Annotated in this window: 21 protein-coding genes; 9 read left to right on the top strand and 12 right to left on the bottom strand. The window is 63.3% G+C overall.

All coding sequences use genetic code 11. The features are described 5' to 3' along the window. Window positions 1–35: 35 nt before the first annotated feature. Complete coding sequence (locus LCM24_RS03250) at window positions 36–254, top strand: hypothetical protein (protein WP_224802733.1); 219 nt, start codon at window positions 36–38, stop codon at window positions 252–254. A 457-nt stretch (window positions 255–711) separates the two neighbouring features. On the opposite strand, the gene LCM24_RS03245 is transcribed toward LCM24_RS03250, so the two are convergent. Genes LCM24_RS03245 through crcB form a run of 7 tightly spaced genes read right to left on the bottom strand, consistent with a single transcriptional unit; the run spans window position 712 to window position 5682 of the window. After that, complete coding sequence (locus LCM24_RS03245) at window positions 712–1959, bottom strand: class I SAM-dependent methyltransferase (protein WP_224802732.1); 1248 nt, start codon at window positions 1957–1959, stop codon at window positions 712–714. Window positions 1960–2004: 45 nt separating this feature from the next. After that, on the bottom strand, window positions 2005–2697 hold the full coding sequence (locus LCM24_RS03240) for an ATP12 family chaperone protein (RefSeq protein WP_224802731.1): 693 nt from the start codon (window positions 2695–2697) through the stop codon (window positions 2005–2007). Next, on the bottom strand, window positions 2697–2906 hold the full coding sequence (locus tag LCM24_RS03235; protein WP_224802730.1) for a hypothetical protein: 210 nt from the start codon (window positions 2904–2906) through the stop codon (window positions 2697–2699). The genes LCM24_RS03240 and LCM24_RS03235 overlap by 1 nt, the downstream gene beginning before the upstream one ends. Next, entirely contained in the window at window positions 2896–3552 is a 657-nt protein-coding gene (locus LCM24_RS03230) for an HAD-IA family hydrolase (protein ID WP_224802729.1), read from the bottom strand. The genes LCM24_RS03235 and LCM24_RS03230 overlap by 11 nt, the downstream gene beginning before the upstream one ends. Then, entirely contained in the window at window positions 3549–4148 is a 600-nt protein-coding gene (locus tag LCM24_RS03225) for an FMN-binding negative transcriptional regulator (RefSeq protein WP_224802728.1), read from the bottom strand. The genes LCM24_RS03230 and LCM24_RS03225 overlap by 4 nt, the downstream gene beginning before the upstream one ends. Continuing rightward, the gene (locus tag LCM24_RS03220; protein WP_224802727.1) at window positions 4148–5275 is read right to left on the bottom strand and encodes an RluA family pseudouridine synthase; all 1128 of its coding nucleotides are present in this window, start codon (window positions 5273–5275) and stop codon (window positions 4148–4150) included. The genes LCM24_RS03225 and LCM24_RS03220 overlap by 1 nt, the downstream gene beginning before the upstream one ends. Continuing rightward, the gene (gene crcB, locus LCM24_RS03215) at window positions 5272–5682 is read right to left on the bottom strand and encodes a fluoride efflux transporter CrcB (RefSeq protein ID WP_090480614.1); all 411 of its coding nucleotides are present in this window, start codon (window positions 5680–5682) and stop codon (window positions 5272–5274) included. Before crcB ends, LCM24_RS03220 begins: the two co-directional genes overlap by 4 nt. A 205-nt stretch (window positions 5683–5887) precedes the next feature. On the opposite strand from crcB, the gene rpsU reads away from it, so the two are divergent. From rpsU to gatA, 4 genes are all read left to right on the top strand, one after another. Then, window positions 5888–6094 carry a 30S ribosomal protein S21 gene (gene rpsU, locus LCM24_RS03210; protein ID WP_006834591.1) on the top strand — a complete coding sequence of 69 codons (207 nt, stop codon included), beginning with the start codon at window positions 5888–5890 and terminating at the stop codon, window positions 6092–6094. 79 nt (window positions 6095–6173) lie between these two features. Next, window positions 6174–6749, top strand: coding sequence for an FKBP-type peptidyl-prolyl cis-trans isomerase (locus tag LCM24_RS03205; RefSeq protein ID WP_090480617.1), 576 nt, complete (start codon window positions 6174–6176; stop codon window positions 6747–6749). Window positions 6750–6798: 49 nt separating this feature from the next. Then, entirely contained in the window at window positions 6799–7101 is a 303-nt protein-coding gene (gene gatC / locus LCM24_RS03200; RefSeq protein WP_090480620.1) for an Asp-tRNA(Asn)/Glu-tRNA(Gln) amidotransferase subunit GatC, read from the top strand. Next, complete coding sequence (gene gatA, locus LCM24_RS03195) at window positions 7101–8594, top strand: Asp-tRNA(Asn)/Glu-tRNA(Gln) amidotransferase subunit GatA (protein ID WP_224802726.1); 1494 nt, start codon at window positions 7101–7103, stop codon at window positions 8592–8594. Before gatC ends, gatA begins: the two co-directional genes overlap by 1 nt. 4 nt (window positions 8595–8598) lie before the next feature. Here the strand turns inward: gatA and LCM24_RS03190 are convergent, their stop codons facing one another. Next, entirely contained in the window at window positions 8599–9381 is a 783-nt protein-coding gene (locus LCM24_RS03190; RefSeq protein WP_224802725.1) for an FkbM family methyltransferase, read from the bottom strand. Between the two features lie 45 nt (window positions 9382–9426). Between LCM24_RS03190 and gatB the strand changes: the two genes are divergently transcribed. The 4 genes from gatB (at window position 9427) to LCM24_RS03170 (ending at window position 14021) form a co-directional block, all read left to right on the top strand. After that, a complete protein-coding gene (gene gatB / locus LCM24_RS03185) occupies window positions 9427–10926 on the top strand; it encodes an Asp-tRNA(Asn)/Glu-tRNA(Gln) amidotransferase subunit GatB (RefSeq protein WP_224802724.1) in 1500 nt (499 codons plus the stop codon). A gap of 28 nt (window positions 10927–10954) precedes the next feature. Then, the gene (locus LCM24_RS03180) at window positions 10955–11410 is read left to right on the top strand and encodes a tRNA (cytidine(34)-2'-O)-methyltransferase (RefSeq protein ID WP_224802723.1); all 456 of its coding nucleotides are present in this window, start codon (window positions 10955–10957) and stop codon (window positions 11408–11410) included. A 122-nt stretch (window positions 11411–11532) separates the two neighbouring features. Then, window positions 11533–13695, top strand: a complete 2163-nt coding sequence (locus LCM24_RS03175) for a S46 family peptidase (protein WP_224802722.1) — start codon at window positions 11533–11535, stop codon at window positions 13693–13695. Window positions 13696–13784: 89 nt separating this feature from the next. After that, the gene (locus LCM24_RS03170) at window positions 13785–14021 is read left to right on the top strand and encodes a hypothetical protein (RefSeq protein WP_224802721.1); all 237 of its coding nucleotides are present in this window, start codon (window positions 13785–13787) and stop codon (window positions 14019–14021) included. Between the two features lie 6 nt (window positions 14022–14027). On the opposite strand, the gene LCM24_RS03165 is transcribed toward LCM24_RS03170, so the two are convergent. The 4 genes from LCM24_RS03165 to LCM24_RS03150 form a co-directional block, all read right to left on the bottom strand. Next, the gene (locus LCM24_RS03165; RefSeq protein WP_224802720.1) at window positions 14028–14693 is read right to left on the bottom strand and encodes a hypothetical protein; all 666 of its coding nucleotides are present in this window, start codon (window positions 14691–14693) and stop codon (window positions 14028–14030) included. Between the two features lie 16 nt (window positions 14694–14709). Further along, a complete protein-coding gene (locus tag LCM24_RS03160; protein ID WP_224802719.1) occupies window positions 14710–15495 on the bottom strand; it encodes a hypothetical protein in 786 nt (261 codons plus the stop codon). Between the two features lie 208 nt (window positions 15496–15703). Next, window positions 15704–16009, bottom strand: coding sequence for a hypothetical protein (locus tag LCM24_RS03155; RefSeq protein WP_224802718.1), 306 nt, complete (start codon window positions 16007–16009; stop codon window positions 15704–15706). 86 nt (window positions 16010–16095) lie between these two features. Further along, window positions 16096–18999, bottom strand: a complete 2904-nt coding sequence (locus LCM24_RS03150) for a M16 family metallopeptidase (protein ID WP_224802717.1) — start codon at window positions 18997–18999, stop codon at window positions 16096–16098. Window positions 19000–19018 lie beyond the last annotated feature (19 nt).

Here is a 19018-nt window from a genome sequence, read left to right as displayed (position 1 = left end):
TGCCAATATCTCTGCAGCTTGGTAGGACGAGTTCAATGAGCGAAAACGCACGCAATTCAATTTATCTTTGGTTGACCACGGTAGCGTTCTTCGGTGCTTTCTCGGCTTGCCTCCACTTCGATTGGGTGGAGGGAATCTCCGACACTTGGCTTTGGCCTGTATTTGCAGCGCTGCTCGTCGTGAATGTCGTTCAGACTTTTCGCGGCGCCTGGCAGCGCCGTGCTTCCAATCCCAAAAACCCGAACCGTCACTAGCTTGCGCTTTTCACCCAGTTCGTGACTGATTTGCCGAGCTGGGGTACACCAAAAACTGACGAGCGGCCAAAGACCCAATTGCGGCAATTCGATCCAATCGACTATGTCCAAGAAAAATCAATCGCGCCGGACTGGTGTATAGACTGGCCTAACGAGAGGGTTTCCAAATGGACGTAGTCAAAAAGAAGGAATCGAACAAAGTAATCCGAGGTGTAGGTGTTGCCGCTCTTACTGGCATGATCGTCACTCATGTCTCCTCTGACATTTCTCTTGGTGGACCAGTGTTCTTCTTGTGTGCGGTAACCCTCGGTGTGGTGCTCGCGTTCATAAAGTGAAGGTAGAACAATCCACGCATTTAGGGTGGCTTTCCAGCCAATAGGCGCGTTTTCCGACAGCCAGCTCCGGCACAAAAAAATGAAACGAAGCCATCGACCCGCTTGCGGCAGCCCGAGCACCGCTATCGTGACGCCAGCTCCTGCTCGCATTGCATCATGTAATCGCGCGTCAGCGGCAGGACGCGGCGGTCGCGGCAATACTGGATCTGGTAATTGCACATGCCGCCGTTCTCGAAGCTCGACGTCGCCCCCGCGAGGTAGAAGGTCCACATCCGGAAGAAGCGTTCGTCGTACATCCGGACAATCGCTTCCCGGTGCTTCATGCAGTTCGCATACCATGCGCGCAGCGTTCTTGCGTAATGCAGGCGCAGCATCTCCGTATCGCTGGCAATGAGGCGGTACTTCTCGCTCGCGGCGACGGTTTCGGACAGCGCCGGGATATAGCCGCCGGGGAAAATATACTTGCGGGTGAAGGCATCCGTCATGCCGGGCCCGCCGATGCGGCCGATGGTGTGGAGCAGCATTACCCCGTCGTCCGCCAACAGGTTCGCGCAGGTCTGGAAGAACGTATCGAACTGCGGCCTGCCGACATGCTCGAACATGCCGACCGAAACGATCCGGTCGTACCGGCTGCCACGGTCCGTCAACTCGCGATAATCCACCAGCTCGAAAGTTATGCGATCGGCCACACCTGCCTGTGCGGCGCGCTCCTTGGCAAGTTCCAGCTGCTCGCGCGAAAGGGTGATCCCGTGCACTTTCACATCGAAATGCCTGGCAAGGTAGATGGCCATGCCGCCCCAGCCGCAACCGATGTCGAGTACGCTCTGCCCGTCGGCGAGCGCGAGCTTGGAGGCGATGTGTGCGAGCTTCGCTTCCTGCGCTTCGCCCAGCGTTTCCACCCCGTCGGCCCAGTAGGCGCAGGAATACTGCATGTGCTCTGGGTCGAGCATCAGTTTATAGAGATCGTTGCCGATATCGTAGTGGTGCGACACGTTGCGCTGCGAACGGATCCGGTCGTTCACCGCCTCGCGCGCGAAGCCGATGCGGTTGACGATCCGTCGCACCAGCTTCGGCGAGCCGATGGTACCACCCTTGTCCCACGGCTGGTTGGAGCGGAGCAGTTCGACAAGCTCCATGATCCCGCCCTGCTCGATGACCAGCCGCCCGTCCATGAAGGCTTCTGCCGCACCGAGGCGCGGATCGAGTACGATGTCGCGTGGGACCTTCTTGTCGGCAAGCCGGATTGCAACGTCCGGGAAGCCCTCTGCCGCAGAGCCGAAGCGGGAAACCGACCCGTCGGCGAAAGTGACTTGCAGCGTGCCGCGATCGATGATCCCGCCGAGGTAACGCTTGAACAAGGTTGTGCTCATGTCACGACCATATGTCGCCGGCGGCTATCGCGCCAGACATCATGATCAGGAGGCAGCCTGCGCAAACTCCATTGCCGCAAGGAAATCCCCCTTGCGCTTGGCGCGGCGTTCTTCGGCTTCTTCCTCGCGGCCCCAGAGGTCGGCCTGCCATTCCTCTTCGAGGCTAGCCGCGGCCCATAGGCCTTCGCCGTCGGCGGCCTCTTCCAGCGCTTCCAGCCCCACGCATAAAGATGCGGCGAGCGAGGTGAGCTGTTCCAGCGCGGCGAGGTGGAAGGGGCCGAGCGCGGCGAGGCGCTGGCGCAGTGTGTCGAGGCTGGAGGCAGGCTGCGCCTTGTGAACGATCCCGCTCACGCGGTGGAGCGTCACGCCTTCGCGCGCTTCCATCGCGGCAAGGATCGGCTCCCACACCTCCTGCTGGCGGCGGTAGAGCGGCTCTTCGGGATCGGCGCGGTAGCACAGCGTGTCCGTCTCGGCATAACCGACCAGCTTTTCGATCACCGCCTCTGCATCGCGTGCGACCACGTCGAGCGCATAGTCGGCCATGTCGCGAAAGCGGAAGGATGCGGGGTCGATCTTTTCGCCCTGCGCGCGCCATTCGGCGGCGAGCATTTCGGCCATCGTCTCGCTCGGCAGGACCTGCGGCTGGCCGCCCTGCGTCTTGATCGGCCGCCCGTCGAGATGGACCGTCCAGCCGAGGTCGGTCTCCGCAACAGTGACCTCCTTGTAGAAGCGTTTCATCACTCGTCCGATTTCCAGCGCTTGGAAAGAACCGCAGGCACGACGAAGAATTCGGCGAGGCCGATCACGAGGATGATGTAGCCGACGAAATCGGGCAGATCGATGATCTTGCTGACGATCAGCGCGCCGATGAACACCATTACGAAGGCGCTCAGGCGGGCCATCTGGATCACCCAGAAACGGCGTGCGACAGTCTCTTCATCGGCCACGGATCATATTCTCCAGTTCTTCCATGGTGGAGGCGACGGACTGCGCGCCCGCCGCCATGAGTTCTGCGGGATCGTGATAACCCCAGGCGACGCCGATGGCGCGGACGCCCGCAGCCCCGGCCATCTCGATATCGAAACTCGTGTCGCCGATCATGACCGCGTCTGCCGCGCCCACGCCTGCTTCGTCGAGGGCGGCTTCGAGCATGGCGGGATGGGGCTTGGACGGATAGCGATCCGCGCCGTGCAGCGTCACGAAGCGCTGCTTGATCCCATGCGTTTCGAGGCAGGCATGAAGGCCCCGGTCGCTCTTCCCGGTGGCGACGCCGAGCAGCCAGCCATCCTCGTCGAGCCGGGCAAGCAGGTCGGCCATGCCGTCATAGAGAGGTTCGTGAAGCGCTCCTGACAGTCGCGTTTCGCGAAACAGGCGCTTGTAGGCTTCGACCACCTGCAACCGGTCCACTTCGCGCCCGTCCATCATGAGCTGGCGCACGGCAAGCGGCAGGCTGAGGCCGACGGTGCGGCGGATGGCGTTGCGTTCGGGCGGCGGGCTGCCGATGGCGGCGAAGGCGCGCTCCATCGTCTCGCACACGGCGGCCTGGCCATCGACGAGAGTGCCGTCGCAATCGAATACGGCGAGCCGGGTCATGCCGTCACCTTGCGCATCCAGCCCGCCAGATGCGGGTTGCCGTGCGCTGCGTGTTCCTCAGCGATCCGCTCGCGGACGGGGGCGGGCTGCTTTTGCGAGAGCTTGAGCGTGGGACGCATGGTCTCCACCGCGAGTTCGAAGCCGACGATCCCCTTGAACAATTTCGCCCAATGGCTGTCCGGCGTTTCGCTCGCCAGCCAAGGTTCTCCGCCGAGACCATCCTCGAACTGCGTTATGGAAGTGTGCAGCAAGGCCTCGAGCCCCTCGTCATCGAGGCGCGTCACGGCGCCTTCCAGTTCGATCGCGACATAATCCCAGGTCGGCACGGAAGCGCGGTCGGGATACCAGCGCGGACTGACATATCCGTGCGGTCCGTTGACCACCACGAGTGCCTTCGCCCCGTCGAGATGGGCGGCCAACGCATTCGACCTCGCGATATGGAACCGGAGTGCTCCGTCGCCGCTCGCGATCAGCGGTACATGGGCGACGCGCGGTCCGTCCGGCGTGGTCAGGAAGACCATCCCGAAACCGGCCTCCGCCACGATGCTCTCGATCAGCTCCCGGTCGTCGGTTCGGAAGAGCGGATTGGGATGCATCAGCGCTTACCCTTGCCCTTCGCCGGGCCCTTTCCGCCGGTTCCGCCGCGCGCCCTGCGCGGGCCGCGCTGGGCCTTGCGGTAGTTCTTGGCGTGCTGGCGGGCCTGCTGCTTCTTCTCTTCACGCGATTTGGGCGGCGGATCGTCACGCATCGGCGTGGCGTCGCTGGCGTTCTCGTCGAAACCAAGCTGTTCGAGCGAGGCGGCGAAGTGTTCGGGCAGGTCGGCGGTCACGTCCAGCTTGCCGCCATCCGGGCTGTCGATGATCAGGCGGCGCGCATGGAGGTGCATCTTGCGGCTGATCGACCCGGTCAGGAAGGCATCGCGCCCGCCGTATTTGCCGTCGCCGACGATGGGATGACCCATGGCCGCGCAATGGACGCGCAGCTGGTGGGTGCGACCGGTCATCGGCTGGAGTTCGAGCCATGCGGCGGTCTTGGCCGCCGTTTCCACGACGCGGTACTTGGTCTTGGCAGGCGCGCCGCCTTCATGGTCGACATGCATCTTCTCGCCGCCCGATCCGGGCTGCTTGGCGAGCGGTGCCTCGATCACGCCCTGCTTGATGTCCGGCACGCCAACCACCAGCGCCCAGTAGATCTTCTTTGCGCTGCGGCCGGAAAACCGCTTGGAAAAGAACGCTGCGCTACCGGGCGTCCGCGCCACGAGCAGCACGCCCGAGGTATCCTTGTCGAGCCGGTGCACGAGGCGCGGGCGCACATCGTCCTCGCCCTCAACGAAGGCGTCGAGCAGCCCGTCGACATGGTTGAAGGTATTCGTGCCGCCCTGCGTGGCGAGGCCCGCGGGCTTGTTGAGCGCGATTGCGGACTTGGTCTTCTTGATGACCATGTCGTGGGCCTGTTCGATCTCGGCCTGGCTCAGCTCGCGCTTGGCCTTGGGCTTCTTGTGCGCTGCATCGCCGCCCGGGGGCACGCGGATCTGCTGGCCCTGTTCGAGCCGGTCATCGGGCTTCACCCGTTTGCCGTCGACGCGGACCTGGCCGGTGCGCGCCCACTTGCTGACGGTGCCGAAGCCCACTTGCGGCAGGTGCCGCTTGAACCAGCGGTCGACACGGATGCCGTCATCGTCGGCCTCGACCCTGAACTGGCGTACTTCGTCGGAGGTTTTCATCCTGCCATCCTCATGACTGCAAGCCCGACCATCAGCCCGGTGATGCCGAGCGCGAAGGAAAGGACGGCATATAGCGTTGCGAAGAGATATTGTCCGCGCTCGATCAGCATCACCATTTCAAGGCTAAAGGCGCTGAAAGTGGTGAAGCCGCCCAGAACGCCTGCGCCAAGCAGCAGGCGCGTCTGCTCGCTGGTGTCGGCTCCCGACCGCACCAGCCAGCCGGCCAGCAAGCCCATCAGCAGGCTGCCGATCGCGTTGACGGCGAGGGTGGCGAAGGGGAAGGCGCCCATGATCGGCGCGCCGAGCCATTGCGTCATGGCGCGCCCGGTCTGGTAACGCATGGCCGCGCCGATACCGCCGCCGATGGCGACATGCAGGGTTGCGGCAAGGGGGGAGAGGGTGGACATTGCGCGATCCCCTAGCCGCTCGCGCGGGTTTGCGAAAGGCGGCACTGCACGCTTGCCTTTTATGGCTCGAATCCGTATGTGGCCGCCATTCGAGCCGGTCCGGAACGGATTCGGCGCGCTTTTCGTTGATAAAGCGAAACCCTATTCAAGGAGGCATACCCCGCAAGAAGCGGGCTCTGGCCCGTAAGTCGAGGTATTGAATTTTATGCAGATCATGGTTCGCGATAACAATGTCGACCAGGCCCTCCGCGCGCTCAAGAAGAAGCTGCAGCGTGAAGGCGTCTATCGCGAAATGAAGCTGCGCCGCCACTACGAAAAGCCCAGCGAAAAGCGCGCCCGTGAAAAGGCTGCTGCAGTTCGCCGCGCTCGCAAGCTGGAGCGTAAGCGTATGGAGCGTGACGGCATCAAGTAAGCCGTTGATTGCTTCTGCAAGCTAAGCCATGAGGGCGCGGAGAAATCCGCGCCCTTTGCGTATTACAGGCGAATTTTACATGACCGAGATCACCCGCGTACCGCTCCGCCCCATCAAGAAGGGCTCGCTCACCAAGCTTTGGCTGGGCGTCATCGTTGCCATCCTGCTCGGTGCGGGCCTGGCGTGGGCTGCCGTGCCCAAGGGCGTGGAAGTGGAAACGCTGACCGAGGGTGTCGGTCCTTCGCCGCAGATGGGCGATGTGGTCTTTGCCAATTACGTCGGCACGCTGCCCGATGGCACCGAATTCGACCGTTCGCAGCCGAGCCCGTTCCCGCCCGAGATCTTCCCGGCGGGCACGCCGTTCCCGCTCGACGAGCAGGGCGGCATCATCGAAGGTTTCGCCGAAGGCCTGATGCAGACGCAGAAGGGCGGCAAGTACCGCATCGAAATCCCGGCAGAGCAGGCCTATGGCGCAACGCCGCCTCCCGGATCGGACATTCCGGCCAATAGCGACCTCATTTTCGAGGTCGAAGTAACGGAAATCATGTCGCTTGAAGAAGCGCAGCAGCGCTTCATGCAATTGCAGGCCCAGATGGGTGCGCAGGGCGGTCCCGGCGGCCCCCAGGGTGCTCCTCAGCAAGCACCCGTCGAATAAGGCGCAAAGCCTGCTTGAAGCGCGCGCGCCACACGGCTAACGCGCGCCCATGTCAGTTACCCGAGAAGAAGTGGCGAAAATCGCCTCTCTGGCCCGCATCCGGATGGAGGATGCGGAGCTGGATCGCATGGTGCCCGAGCTGAACAACATCCTCGACTGGGTGGAGCAGCTGGGCGAAGTCGACACCTCCGGCGTGGAGCCGATGACTGCGGTCATCCCGAACACGCTGCGTCTGCGCGACGATGTGGTCGACGCCATTCCCGAAACGTCCGGCGGACGGCGCGACGATGTGCTGGCCAATGCCCCGGCGGCCGAACACGGCTTTTTCGGCGTACCCAAGGTGATCGAGTAATGCCCGAGAACGCTAACGACCTTACGAATCTCGGCGTGAAGGAAATCCGCGACGGCGTGGCCGGCGGCGACTTCACCGCGCGCGAAGTGGCCGAAAGCTTCAATGCTGCGGTTGCCGCCGCTGCCGAGCTCAACGCCTTCATCGTCACCACGCCCGACCATGCGCTTGCCGCGGCAGATGCAGTCGATGCGAAGCGTGCCAAGGGCGAAGACCTCGGCAAGATGGGCGGCGTGCCCATCGGCATGAAGGACCTGTTCGCGACGCACGGCGTCCAGACCACGGCCGCCAGCCACATCCTCGAAGGATTCAAGCCGCAGTACGAAAGCACTGTCAGCCAGAACCTGTGGGATGCAGGCGCAGGGATGCTGGGCAAGCTCAACCTCGACCAGTTCGCGATGGGGTCCTCGAACGAGACCAGCTACTTCGGCAACGTCAATTCGCCGTGGAAGAAGGACGGCACCAATGCCGCAATGAGCCCGGGCGGCTCGTCCGGCGGTTCCTCCTCTGCCGTCGCTGCGCGCATCGCGCCTGCCGCCACTGGCACCGACACCGGCGGTTCGATCCGCCAGCCCGCAGCCTTTACCGGCATTTGCGGCATCAAGCCGACCTATGGCCGTTGCAGCCGCTGGGGCGTCGTCGCCTTTGCCAGCAGCCTCGACCAGGCAGGCCCGATGGCGCGCAGCGTCGAAGATTGCGCGATCATGCTCGAAGCCATGGCCGGTTTCGATCCCAAGGACGCGACGTCCCTCAAGATGGACGTGCCGAACTGGGAAGCCGCGCTCGATGCGGACCTGAAGGGCAAGAAGATCGGTATCCCGAAGGAATACCGCATGGACGGCACCGACCAGGCCATTCTCGACAGCTGGGAACAGGGCAAGGCATGGCTGCGCGATGCAGGGGCGGAGATCGTCGATATCTCGCTGCCGCACACCAAGTATGCGCTGCCGGCCTATTACATCATCGCCCCTGCAGAAGCCTCGTCGAACCTCGCGCGCTATGACGGCGTGCGCTACGGCCTGCGCGACCTGCCCGAAGGCGCTGGCCTGCAGGACATGTATGCCGCCACCCGCGCCGCCGGTTTCGGTGACGAGGTGAAGCGCCGCGTGCTGATCGGCACCTACGTGCTCAGCGCCGGTTTCTACGACGCCTATTACACGCAGGCGCAGAAGATCCGCACGCTGGTCGCGCAGGATTTCGAGAAGGCTTTCGGCCAGTGCGACGCGATCCTTGCGCCGACCACGCCGACCGCCAGCTTCCCGCTCGGTTCGCTCAACGAAGATCCGCTGACGATGTATCTGAACGACGTTTTCGCCGTTCCCGCATCGCTGGCCGGCCTTCCCGCAATGAGCGTTCCGGCCACGATCAACGAAGACGGCCTCCCGCTCGGCCTGCAGATTGTCGGCAAGCCTTTCGACGAGCAGGGCGTGCTCAACGCCGGTCTCGCGATCCAGCAGCGAGCCGGATTCGAGGCCAAGCCGGACAAGTGGTGGTAAACGCCTAGCGGACGAGGACGTACCAGTCGTCGAACTGCGACAGGTCCTCGAAGCGCCGTTCGTAGCCCTGCGATGTCAGGAGTGCGTGGATGCGCTCGCGGTCGGGCGTGTAATTATGCTCGACCGTGATGCAGCCGATCGGGCGCGACGCGAAGTCGTAGGCCTCGAGGATGGCGAATTCGCTGCCTTCGGTGTCGATTGACAGGTAATCGATCGTTTCGGGCGCATCGTGCCGGTCGAGCAGGTCGCCGAGGGACACGGTGCGCACGTCATAGCGCCTAGCCCTTCGCCGCTCGTGATGGTCGCGCGCGCTGAATGCCTCGATAGTGGACGTTTCCGACCATTCCGCTTCGCAGAATGACAGCGTTTCTCCGGTCTTCGACCACACGCAATCGTAGTCCTTCGCCGCGCTGCGTCCGGAATTTTCCAGCCGCCCGCGCCAGACCCGGCCCGGTTCCGCAAGGATGCCGCGCCAGCCGAAGTGTTTCTCCAGCAGGTAGGAATTGCTGAGTGTGACGCCGTCGGTCGCGCCGAATTCCACGAAGAACCCGCCGTGTTTCCAGCCGGTTGCGGACAGGGCGAAGAAGTCCTGGTTCAATTGCGATGGACTGTGCGGGAGCAAATCCAGCGCTTCGCGCAAGCGCCCGTCTTCCACCATCGAGAGCAGCAGCGCCTTTTCACCGAGCAGCACCTTGTCGCTCATTTCGGCAAGCGTTCCGGCAGGTACCAGCTCTCTCCCGGCCAAGGCGGCCAGGCGGCGTGCCAGAAACTTTGCAATCGGTCGCATCCAGCCCCTTCCATCGTGCGCTGCAAACGCTTATCGGCATGCACCATGACTAGCTACACAATTCAGGGCGCAACGGGCGAATGGGAGGTCGTGATCGGCCTCGAAGTCCACGCGCAGGTCACGTCCAACGCCAAGCTGTTCAGCGGCGCCTCCACCGCATTCGGGGCCGAGCCCAATACGCAGGTGAGCCTGGTCGATGCGGCCATGCCCGGCATGCTGCCCGTTCCCAATCGCGAATGCATCCGCCAGGCCGTGCGCACCGGCATGGCGATCGAGGCGCAGATCAACAAGTGGAGCCGGTTCGACCGCAAGAACTACTTCTACGCCGACCTGCCACAGGGCTACCAGATCAGCCAGCTCTACCACCCGATCGTGGGCGAGGGACAGCTCGTGATCGAAGCCGATGAAAAGGCCGGTATCGCGCAAGACAAGGTCATCGGTATCGAGCGCATCCACGTCGAACAGGACGCGGGCAAGCTGATGCACGACCAGCATCCGACCATGTCCTATGTCGATCTCAATCGCACGGGCATCGCCCTGATGGAGATCGTCTCCAAGCCCGACATGACTTCGCCTGCAGAAGCAGGCGCCTATGTCCGCAAGCTGCGCTCGATCCTGCGTTATGTCGGCAGCTGCGACGGCAATATGGAACAGGGCTCGATGCGCGCCGACGTCAATGTCTCGGTCCGCAAGGTCGGCTCCAGCGAACTGGGCACGCGTACTGAAACCAAGAACGTGAACTCGGTCCGCTTCGTGATGGCGGTGATCGAACAGGAAGCCCGCCGCCAGGTCGACCTGATCGAGGACGGTGGCAGCGTGGTGCAGGAAACGCGCCTCTACGATCCGGACCGCAATGAAACGCGCTCCATGCGCAGCAAGGAAGACGCGCACGATTATCGCTACTTCCCCGATCCCGATCTCCTCCCGCTGGAGCTGGAAGACAGCTTCATCGAGGAATGCCGCGCCAGCCTGCCGGAACTGCCCGACGCCAAGCGCCAGCGTTACGAGAACGAACTGGGCCTCACGCCCTACAACGCGCGCGAACTGACGGCGGAGGTCGAAACCTTCGGCCGCTTCGAGACGCTGCTTTCCGCAACGGCCGGCCAGATCGGCAAGCCCGAGGCCAAGGTCGCGACGCAGGTGGCGAACTGGGCGCTTTCGGTCGCTCCCGGCGTCATGAAGTCGCTGGGCGATGAAGCCGATCCGGCCAATGCCACTGCTGATGCGCAGGCGAAGATCCTGGCGATGCAGGACAAGGGCGAAATCTCCGGCGGACAGGCGAAGGAAATTTACGAACACGTCCTTCGCACCGGCGGCGATCCCGAAGCCATCGCCGACGAGAAGGGTCTCAAGCAGGTCAGCGACACCGGCGCCATTGAGGCGGCGATCGACGAAATCATCGCTGCCAACGCCGACAAGGTAGAAGAATACCGCGGCGGCAAGGACAAGCTGTTCGGTTTCTTCGTCGGCCAGACCATGAAGGCCATGCAGGGCAAGGCCAATCCGGCGGTCGTGAACCAGATACTCAAGGACAAGCTGGGCTAAACACCCGGCAAAGAACAGGGGGAGGGTGATGACCTCCATCGTCCTCGTTCATCCCGAGATACCCGGCAACACCGGCGCGGTGGGGCGCACCTGCGTCGCGCTCGATATGGAGCTGGTGCTGATCCACCCGCTCGGCTTCGAGATTACGGACAAGCGCGTGAAGCGGTCCGGCCTCGACTACTGGCCGCATATCCGGCTGGTCGAATTCGCCAGCTGGGAGGACTTCCTTGCCGAGCGCGCTCCGCGCCAAGACCAGATGTTCCTATTCGAGGAATACGCGAAGCGCAGTTTTTACGAGCCCGACTATCCCGAGGACGCCTACCTCGTCTTCGGGCGCGAGACGAAAGGGTTGCCGGCCGACATAGTCTCCGCCCACGAGGCTCAGCTGGTCGGCCTGCCGATGCGATCGGACAAGGTGCGTTCGCTCAATCTTGCCAACACGGTGGCGGCTGCGGCCTACCAGGCGGTTCGCGCCCACATCTGAACGCCGTTCGTCGGTCGGCCATGTCCCCGACAGAAGTCTTGCTTGCGCAAGCCCTTGCCAGCTTTTAGCCCTCTGCGCGTTTCGCGCGCATTCTCGCGCGCCATGTGAGGGACTGAAAACCAATGCGTAAGACCGCCACCATCGCGGCGCTGCTCGCTTGCACCGCGACCGCGCCGATTGCCGCCAAGGAAGGCATGTTCACGCCCGGCCAGCTGCCGGAAATCGCAGAGGACCTGAAGGAAACCGGCCTCGAAATCGATCCGGAAACGCTGACCGACCTGACCGGCTTCCCGATGGGTGCGATCGTGTCGCTCGGCGGCTGTTCCGCCAGCTTCGTTTCGCCCGAAGGCCTGGTGGTGACCAACCACCACTGCGCGCGCGGTTCGGTCCAGTACAATTCCACCGCCGAGAACAACTATCTCGAGAATGGCTTCCTCGCCAAGGCGAAGGGCGACGAACTGCCCGCTGCGCCCGGCTCGCGCATCTATGTGACGACCGAGATCACCGATGTGACGGCCCGCATGCGCGACGGCGTCGATGCCCTTTCGGCGACAGAGCGTTACGAGACGCTCGAACAGCGCATGAAGGACATCACCGCAGAGTGCGAGCAGGATGCCGGATCGCGCTGCCAGGTCGCCAGCTTCTATGGCGGCGCGGAATACACGCTGATCAAGCGCCTCGAAGTGCGCGACGTGCGCCTCGTCTATGCGCCTGCCGACTCCATCGGCAAGTATGGCGGCGATATCGATAACTGGATGTGGCCGCGCCATACGGGCGACTTCGCCTTCTACCGCGCCTATGTCGCACCCGACGGTTCGGCTGCGGACTATTCCGAAGACAACGTGCCCTACCAGCCCGAGCACCATCTCAAGGTCAGCGCGGCCGGTCTCGATGACGGCGATTTCGTAATGGCTGCAGGCTATCCCGGATCGACCCAGCGTTATGCAACGCTTGCCGAGGTGGAAAACACCTTCAGCTGGACCTATCCGACCTACGTCACGCTGGTGAACGACTGGATCGACACCATCGAAGAGGCCGCTCCCGAAGGTTCGGATGCCCGGGTGAAGTATGAATCGCTGCTCGCCGGTCTCAACAATTTCGAAAAGAACACGCGCGGCCAGCTCGAAGGCGCGCGCCGTGTCGGTCTCGTCGACCGTCGGCGTGCCCGCGAAGAGGCTCTCGCAGCATGGATCGCCGCAGATCCTTCGCGCGCGAATTACGGCGAGGCTATCACCGGCCTGCAGGCGCTGAACGAAGAAGGTGCGGCCGCCGCGAAGAAGGCCTTCTGGTACAATTTCGCGACCCGTCCTGCCCTGCTTTCGGCAGCGCAGCGCCTCTATCGCCTGTCGCAGGAACGGCTGAAGCCCGATGCGCAGCGCGAGCCCGGCTACCAGGACCGCGACATGACGTTCTTTGCGCAAGGCCTGCAGGCGCTGGATCGCCGCTACGAGGCCTCGGTCGACAAAGCTCAGTGGCTGCTGTTCCTCGATACCTATCTCGAAGAACCGGCTGAAAACCGCGTGGCCGTCTTCGACAACGCTCTGGGTCTCACCGGCGATGTCGATTTGGCGGCCCTCTCGGCCAAGCTCGACAGCTATTATGAAGGCACCACGCTGGACGACAGCGAAACGCGCCTGGCGCTCATGGACGCGAGCCCGGCCGATTTCGAGGCGAGCGAAGACCCCTTCATCCAGCTTGCCGTCGCGCTTTACGAATACGAGCGCGAGCAGGAAGCCGAAGCGGAAGAGCGTGCAGGCCGTGCGCAGGCGCTGCGCCCCGCCTACATGGAAGCGATCACCCAGTGGCAGCGTTCGCAGGGCCTCTCGACCTATCCCGATGCCAACTCCACGCTGCGCGTGACCTATGGCACGGTGATGGGCGGATCGCCCAAGGACGGCATGGCCTACCTGCCGTTCACGACGCTGGAAGGCATCCTCGAAAAGGACACCGGCGAAGACCCGTTCAACGCTCCGGCCAAGCAGCTGCAGGAAATCCGCGAGAAGGATTACGGACCTTACGCGCTCGACAGTATCGGTTCGGTTCCGGTGAACTTCCTGTCCGATCTCGATAGCACCGGCGGCAACAGCGGCTCGGCCACGCTCAACGCGCGTGCAGAGCTGGTCGGTCTGCTGTTCGACGGCACGTTCGAAAGCGTCAATTCGGACTGGGACTTCGACCCGCGCACCACGCGCACGATCCATGTCGACACCCGTTACATGCTGTGGGTGATGGACAAGGTCGACGGGGCCGAGGGCCTAATCGAGGAAATGGACATCGTCGACTGACGCTCGTCCGACAGCACGAAAACGAAGGGCCGCCGGAGACGATCCGGCGGCCCTTTGCGTTTTGCGCGATCGGGTATAGCCTGCACCACATGAAGTGGGCCTTCATCGTCTTCACAGCGCTTTACGCCATCGCGCTCTTCCTGCTTACCGTAGGCACCTTTGGCTGGTTCGGGCAGGAGCAGGACCCGCTGTCCGGCGTTTTCCTGATGCCGTTGGGCCTGCCGTGGAACATCCTAGCCGACAGGCTGGGTCTGATGGGGCCGTGGGTCGCAATCCTTGCGCCTGCAATCAATGCGGGCATTCTCTACTGGTTGTGGAAGCGCTGACCCGCTTCAGCCACCGGTGATCAGCGCATCGACGAGGATATAGGTCTCAGGACCGAATTTCACCGTCACCCGGTCTCCATCGCGCGTCGTGGTGAAGTCCCAGCCCGCCGAACCGTCCGCCTGCGCACTGTCCGCGCCATAGGGTTCGGTGCCGTTGAAGAAGATCGCACGCTTGCTTCCATCCGGCTTGCTCACCTCAACGAGATGCGTGCCGTCCTCGCCCCAGTTGCGCTTTACGCCCGCCTCGCAGCTCTGGGTGGGCGGCGCATTGGCGAAACCGCAGTCGAGAATGGTCGTGGCGTTGTAATCGGTGCCGGCGACCATGGCATCGCCCTCCATGCCCGCATTGTCATCGCCCATCGGCACGCTGACGAGGCGCACGCCTTCGACATTGCCGACGATGGTGCCGCCAAGCGCTTCTGCGGAGGCTTCGCTCGGGCAGCCCACCAGCATCGCGCTGTCGTCGAGATAGTTCGAGGTCGCTGCGCTTTCACCCAGCCTTTGGCAAGGATCGCCTGCATTGGGATAGCCATCGCCGAACGGGGCGAGGCTTTCGGGGATTACGGCAAGCTCTTCGGCAGGTGCGGCCTCGGCCCCGGGTTCGGAAGTGCTTTCACCGCATGCGACAAGGGCGAGCGCCCAAGCGCCCGCCACGATAGCCTTGAGTTTCATCGCTCGTCCCCCTCTCTCAGCGGCAATTCGGATGCTGGCCGATGTCGCGAATGTCGTAGAAGCGACCGTCGGCGATGGTCACCTGCAAACACTGGCGCGACTGGGGGCGCCACTGGATCGAATAGCGGGTGTTGCCGCTGGTGAAATTGTCCACCTGGCGGAAGCCGCGGCTTTCCAGCTGGCTCATGCCTCCTGCCGCACGTGCGCCGTTCAGGTCCTTGAACTGGGCGACCTGGCGATAACCGCCATAGCCATGATGGTGGCGAAGGTTCGCATTGCGCTCGTTCACGCCGGCGCTGTAGCCGTTGGAATAGGCGTCCGATCGGTCGTAATTGTGATAGGCCGCGTTGTGCAGCCCGTCCTGGTAGCCGCGCTCGTAGTGGGCTTCGTCGTTACGATCGTCGTGATGCTTGTTGTCGTCATGATGGTGCGACTTGTGGCTCAGCAACGCGCCTAGGATCGCAGCTCCGGCGACGGCGGCAACCGCCGCGCCCGCATTGCCCTTGTGATGGCCGCAATCCTGATCGCTCGCATCGTTGATGGTCATCACCCGGCCATCGTAAACCTCGACGTTGACGCAATCGTCGTCGGCCTCGTCCCACCAATAGCTGTAGACGTAGCCCATATCGTTCTTGTGGGTGGAGATATGCGCGAAGCCGCGTTCGCGCAGCTGGCCTTCGGCGTCGCGTCCGTAGGAACCGTTGATGTAGGTCAGCTCGCTGGCTTTCTCGGCCAGGACCGGAACGGCGGTCATGGCAGCCAGTGCGGTGCCGGCGACGAAGTACTTCAGTCCAGTAGTCATGCGATACCTCCCGTTGTCCGCACATGGTGGCGGATGCATTGGTAACGACTCGACCCGAAGCTGTTGTTTTCGCGACTAGCGTACTGCCAATGGTGGCAGGAATATGGCTTGCGTGCAGATCCGTCGCGCGGTGTCGGAGTGCAGGGCACGAAAAAGGGCCGCCGGATCGCTCCGACGGCCCTCTTCTTGTCTGAGTTGACCTGCGGGCTTAGCCCTGGCGTTCGCCGGTCAACGTCATGTCGCCAAATGCGCCGGCGTTGACGGTGCCGGTCAGCTGGTCGCCGTCGACCGTGGCGTTGCAGTTCAGCGTCATCGGCATGGGGACGGTCATGTCCATCTTCCAGCTCAGCGCATTGCCGTCGATGGTGCCGTCCTTGACGTCCATCGAACCCATGCCGCCGGCCATCGAGCCGGTGAAGGTCTTGCCGTCATCGCCCGGAACGACGGTGAAGGTGCCCTTCTGGTCACCCATCGGGCTCTTGACGACGGTGTCATAAGTACCGGCTACGGACATGCATATTCTCCTTTTGCGTGACCCGCTGGTGCGGGCCGGATCTAGTGGTGCAGACATCGGCGTTACTTACACCGATGTCAACAAGCTCATTCCTGCGGTTCGATCACCTCGACTTCGAGGCCGAGCGTGTCGAGCTGCGGGGCGACCACTTCAGCGTCGCCTACTACGATATAGACGATATCACCCTCGTTTATGTTCCGCCGCGCTTCGAGGTCGAGTTGCGATGCGGTGAGGGTGTTGTAGCGCGAGGCCAGCGTCTCGTAATAATCGTCGGGGCGGTCGTAGCGCACGATGTTGACCAGCCCGCCGAGCACGTCGCCCGCGGTTTCGAACTGGCCGGGCAATTCACGCATATTGGAATTGACGATCCGCTCCAGCTCATTCGGCTGGACGCCGCGTGCATCCACGAAATCGTTGATCTCGCGGCGGATCTCGCTGATCGAATCCCCGGTGCGGTCCGACTGGACCGGAGCGCGCACGCCGTAGAAGACGCGGTCGAGGCCGCTGGCGATCTGGCTGCCCGCGCCATAGGACCAGCCCTTTTCCTCGCGCAGGTTCATGTTGATGCGCGCAAGGAAGCCCCCGCCAAGCGCCTCGTTTGAAGCGATGAGGGGGATGAGGTCGTCGCGGCCGGTCAGGCCCAGTACCTGTCCGCCGTAGATCACCGATTGCGGCGAATTGGGACGGTTGACCAGGATGATGCGCTGGCGCGGCTCGGGAATGGCGGCACTGTAATTGCGCTCCGGCTTGGCGGTGACGGGAGCCTGCCAGTCGCCGAAGCTTGCCTCGAGCAGGCGCGTGACCTCGGCCAGCGAGGTGTCCCCGACCACGAAGATGCGGGCATTGTCGGGCCGCAGCCAGGTGGCATGGAAGGCGCGCAGGTCCGCTTCGGTCAACGCTTCGAGCCGGGCTGCAGAACCGAGGCCCGAGGTCGGCAGACCATAGGGGTGCGGTCCGAATATGGCGCGGCGACCGGTGCGATCGGCGATGGAATTGGGGTTCTTCAGTTCCGACGAGAGGGCGTTGAGCAATTGCGCACGCTCGCGCTCGATCACATTGGCGCGAAGGCCCGGTTGGCGAATGGTTTCGGCCAGCAGTTCCAGCGACGGCGCGAGGTTCGGGGCCAACGCGGCAAGCGAGAAGTTGGTGTAGTCTGCATCGAAACCGTTGAAGATGTTCGCGCCGAGCCGTTCCTGCGCGATTGCATAGTCGGTCGCATCGAGGCGCTCTGTGCCTTCGCCCATGGTGCTCAGCAGCAGGCGCTGCGTACCGAGCGTTTCCGCAGTTTCGGCAGCGCGGCCGGCATCGAATTCGACGCGCACCGAAACGGTCGGCACGGCATCGCGGTGCGCGAAATAGACTTCCATGCCGTTCGACAGGGTCGCCCGCTCGATATCCGGGAAGTCGAGGCCCTGCAGCGGCTGGAGTTCCGGCAGGGTATCGCGATCGGCCTGCGCCTGCGTGGCGATCTGCGAAAGATCGCAGGTTTCCCCGGCGCAGTAATTGGCCTGCGCGATGTCTTCTATGGAATCGGGTCCGGTCACGGCACCGCCGCGGTCTTCGCCGCCTTCGGTGCGTTCGCCGGGATTGAAGACCAAGTTGAAGACCGGACGCGAGAGCCACTTGCGAGCCAGCGCATGGACCTGCTCGGGCGTTGCGGCGGCCATCTGGTCGAGCTGGCGTTCGACATAGCCGGGATCGTTCGCGAACAGTTCGCCCGCGGCAAGCTGCGGCGCCTTGCCGCCGAAGCCGCCGACCGATTCAAGGCCGCGGATCACGCCCGCCATGGTCGATACCTTGGCGCGCTGGAGCTCGTCTTCCGTCGGACCGGTGGCAAGAAAATCGGCGATCTGCGCGTCAAGCTTGGTGGCGACCTCGTCCGGATCGACGCCGGGCTTCACATCCGCCTGGACGACGAAGATACCCGCATCTTCCAGCGTGTAGTTGAAGGTGCTGACCGAGACCGCGACCGGGTCCTCGCGCACCAGCGAGTTGTCGAGCCGCGAACTGGACAGCCCGCCCAGTACGGCCGAGGCGAGGTTCATCGGGACCGACTCTGCCGAATTCGACCCGGGCACTGCCCACATGCGATAAAGCCGCGTGGTCGAGATCTGGTCGGTGGTGACGACCGTCTTGTCCTCGGTAAGGGTCGGAACGTCGACGGCGGGATGAACCACTTCCGGCCCGCGCTCGATATCGCCGAACCACTTCTGTACCTTCTCGCGCGCGGTGGCAGTGTCGATATCGCCAGCCAGCACCAGCACGGCGTTGTTCGGGCCGTAATGGTCGATGAACCAGTTGCGCACATCGTCCATGGTCGCCGCGTCGAGATCGCCCATCGAGCCGATGGTCGAGTGGTGATAGCGGTGGCCCTTGGGGAAGAGGTTTTCGAAGATCTCGTAGCGCAGCAGGCCGAAGGGATTGTTGTCGCCCTGGCGCTTCTCGTTCTGGACGACGCCGCGCTGGTTATCGAGTTTCTCCTGCGTCACCGCATCGAGCAGGTGACCCATGCGGTCGCTTTCCAGCATCAGCACGCGGTCGAGCGCGCCGGTCGGAACCGTCTGGAAATAGTTCGTGCGGTCGGGATTGGTCGTCCCGTTCACATCGGTACCGCCCATCTGCTGGATATATTCGAACCAGTCGTCGGGCGCGTTTTCCGTACCGTTGAACATGAGGTGTTCGAACAGATGGGCAAAGCCGGTCTTGCCCTTGGGTTCGTGCTTCGAGCCGACGTCGTACCACACCGACACGCCGACCAGCGGCGCCTTGCGGTCTTCATGGACCACCACGGTCAGACCATTGTCGAGGACGAACTTGTCGTAGGGAATGTCCACTTCGGCGACGAGCTGCGAGAGCGGGGCGGGCTCGTAACTGACGGCCTGCTGGGTAACGGCGGCATCGGTGGATGCGGTGTCGACGGGTTCCTGCGAATAGGTCGAGCAGGCCGATACGGCGAGAGCGACGACGCTGGCGGAAATGATACGTTTCATGGGGGCTCCGAAGGGGATT

The organism is Qipengyuania aquimaris (assembly GCF_020171965.1).
In the GTDB taxonomy this organism is placed as follows: Bacteria; Pseudomonadota; Alphaproteobacteria; order Sphingomonadales; family Sphingomonadaceae; genus Qipengyuania; species Qipengyuania aquimaris_A.
The sequence above is the reverse complement of the archived record's forward strand: the minus strand, read 5'-3'. Positions and strand labels throughout refer to the sequence as shown.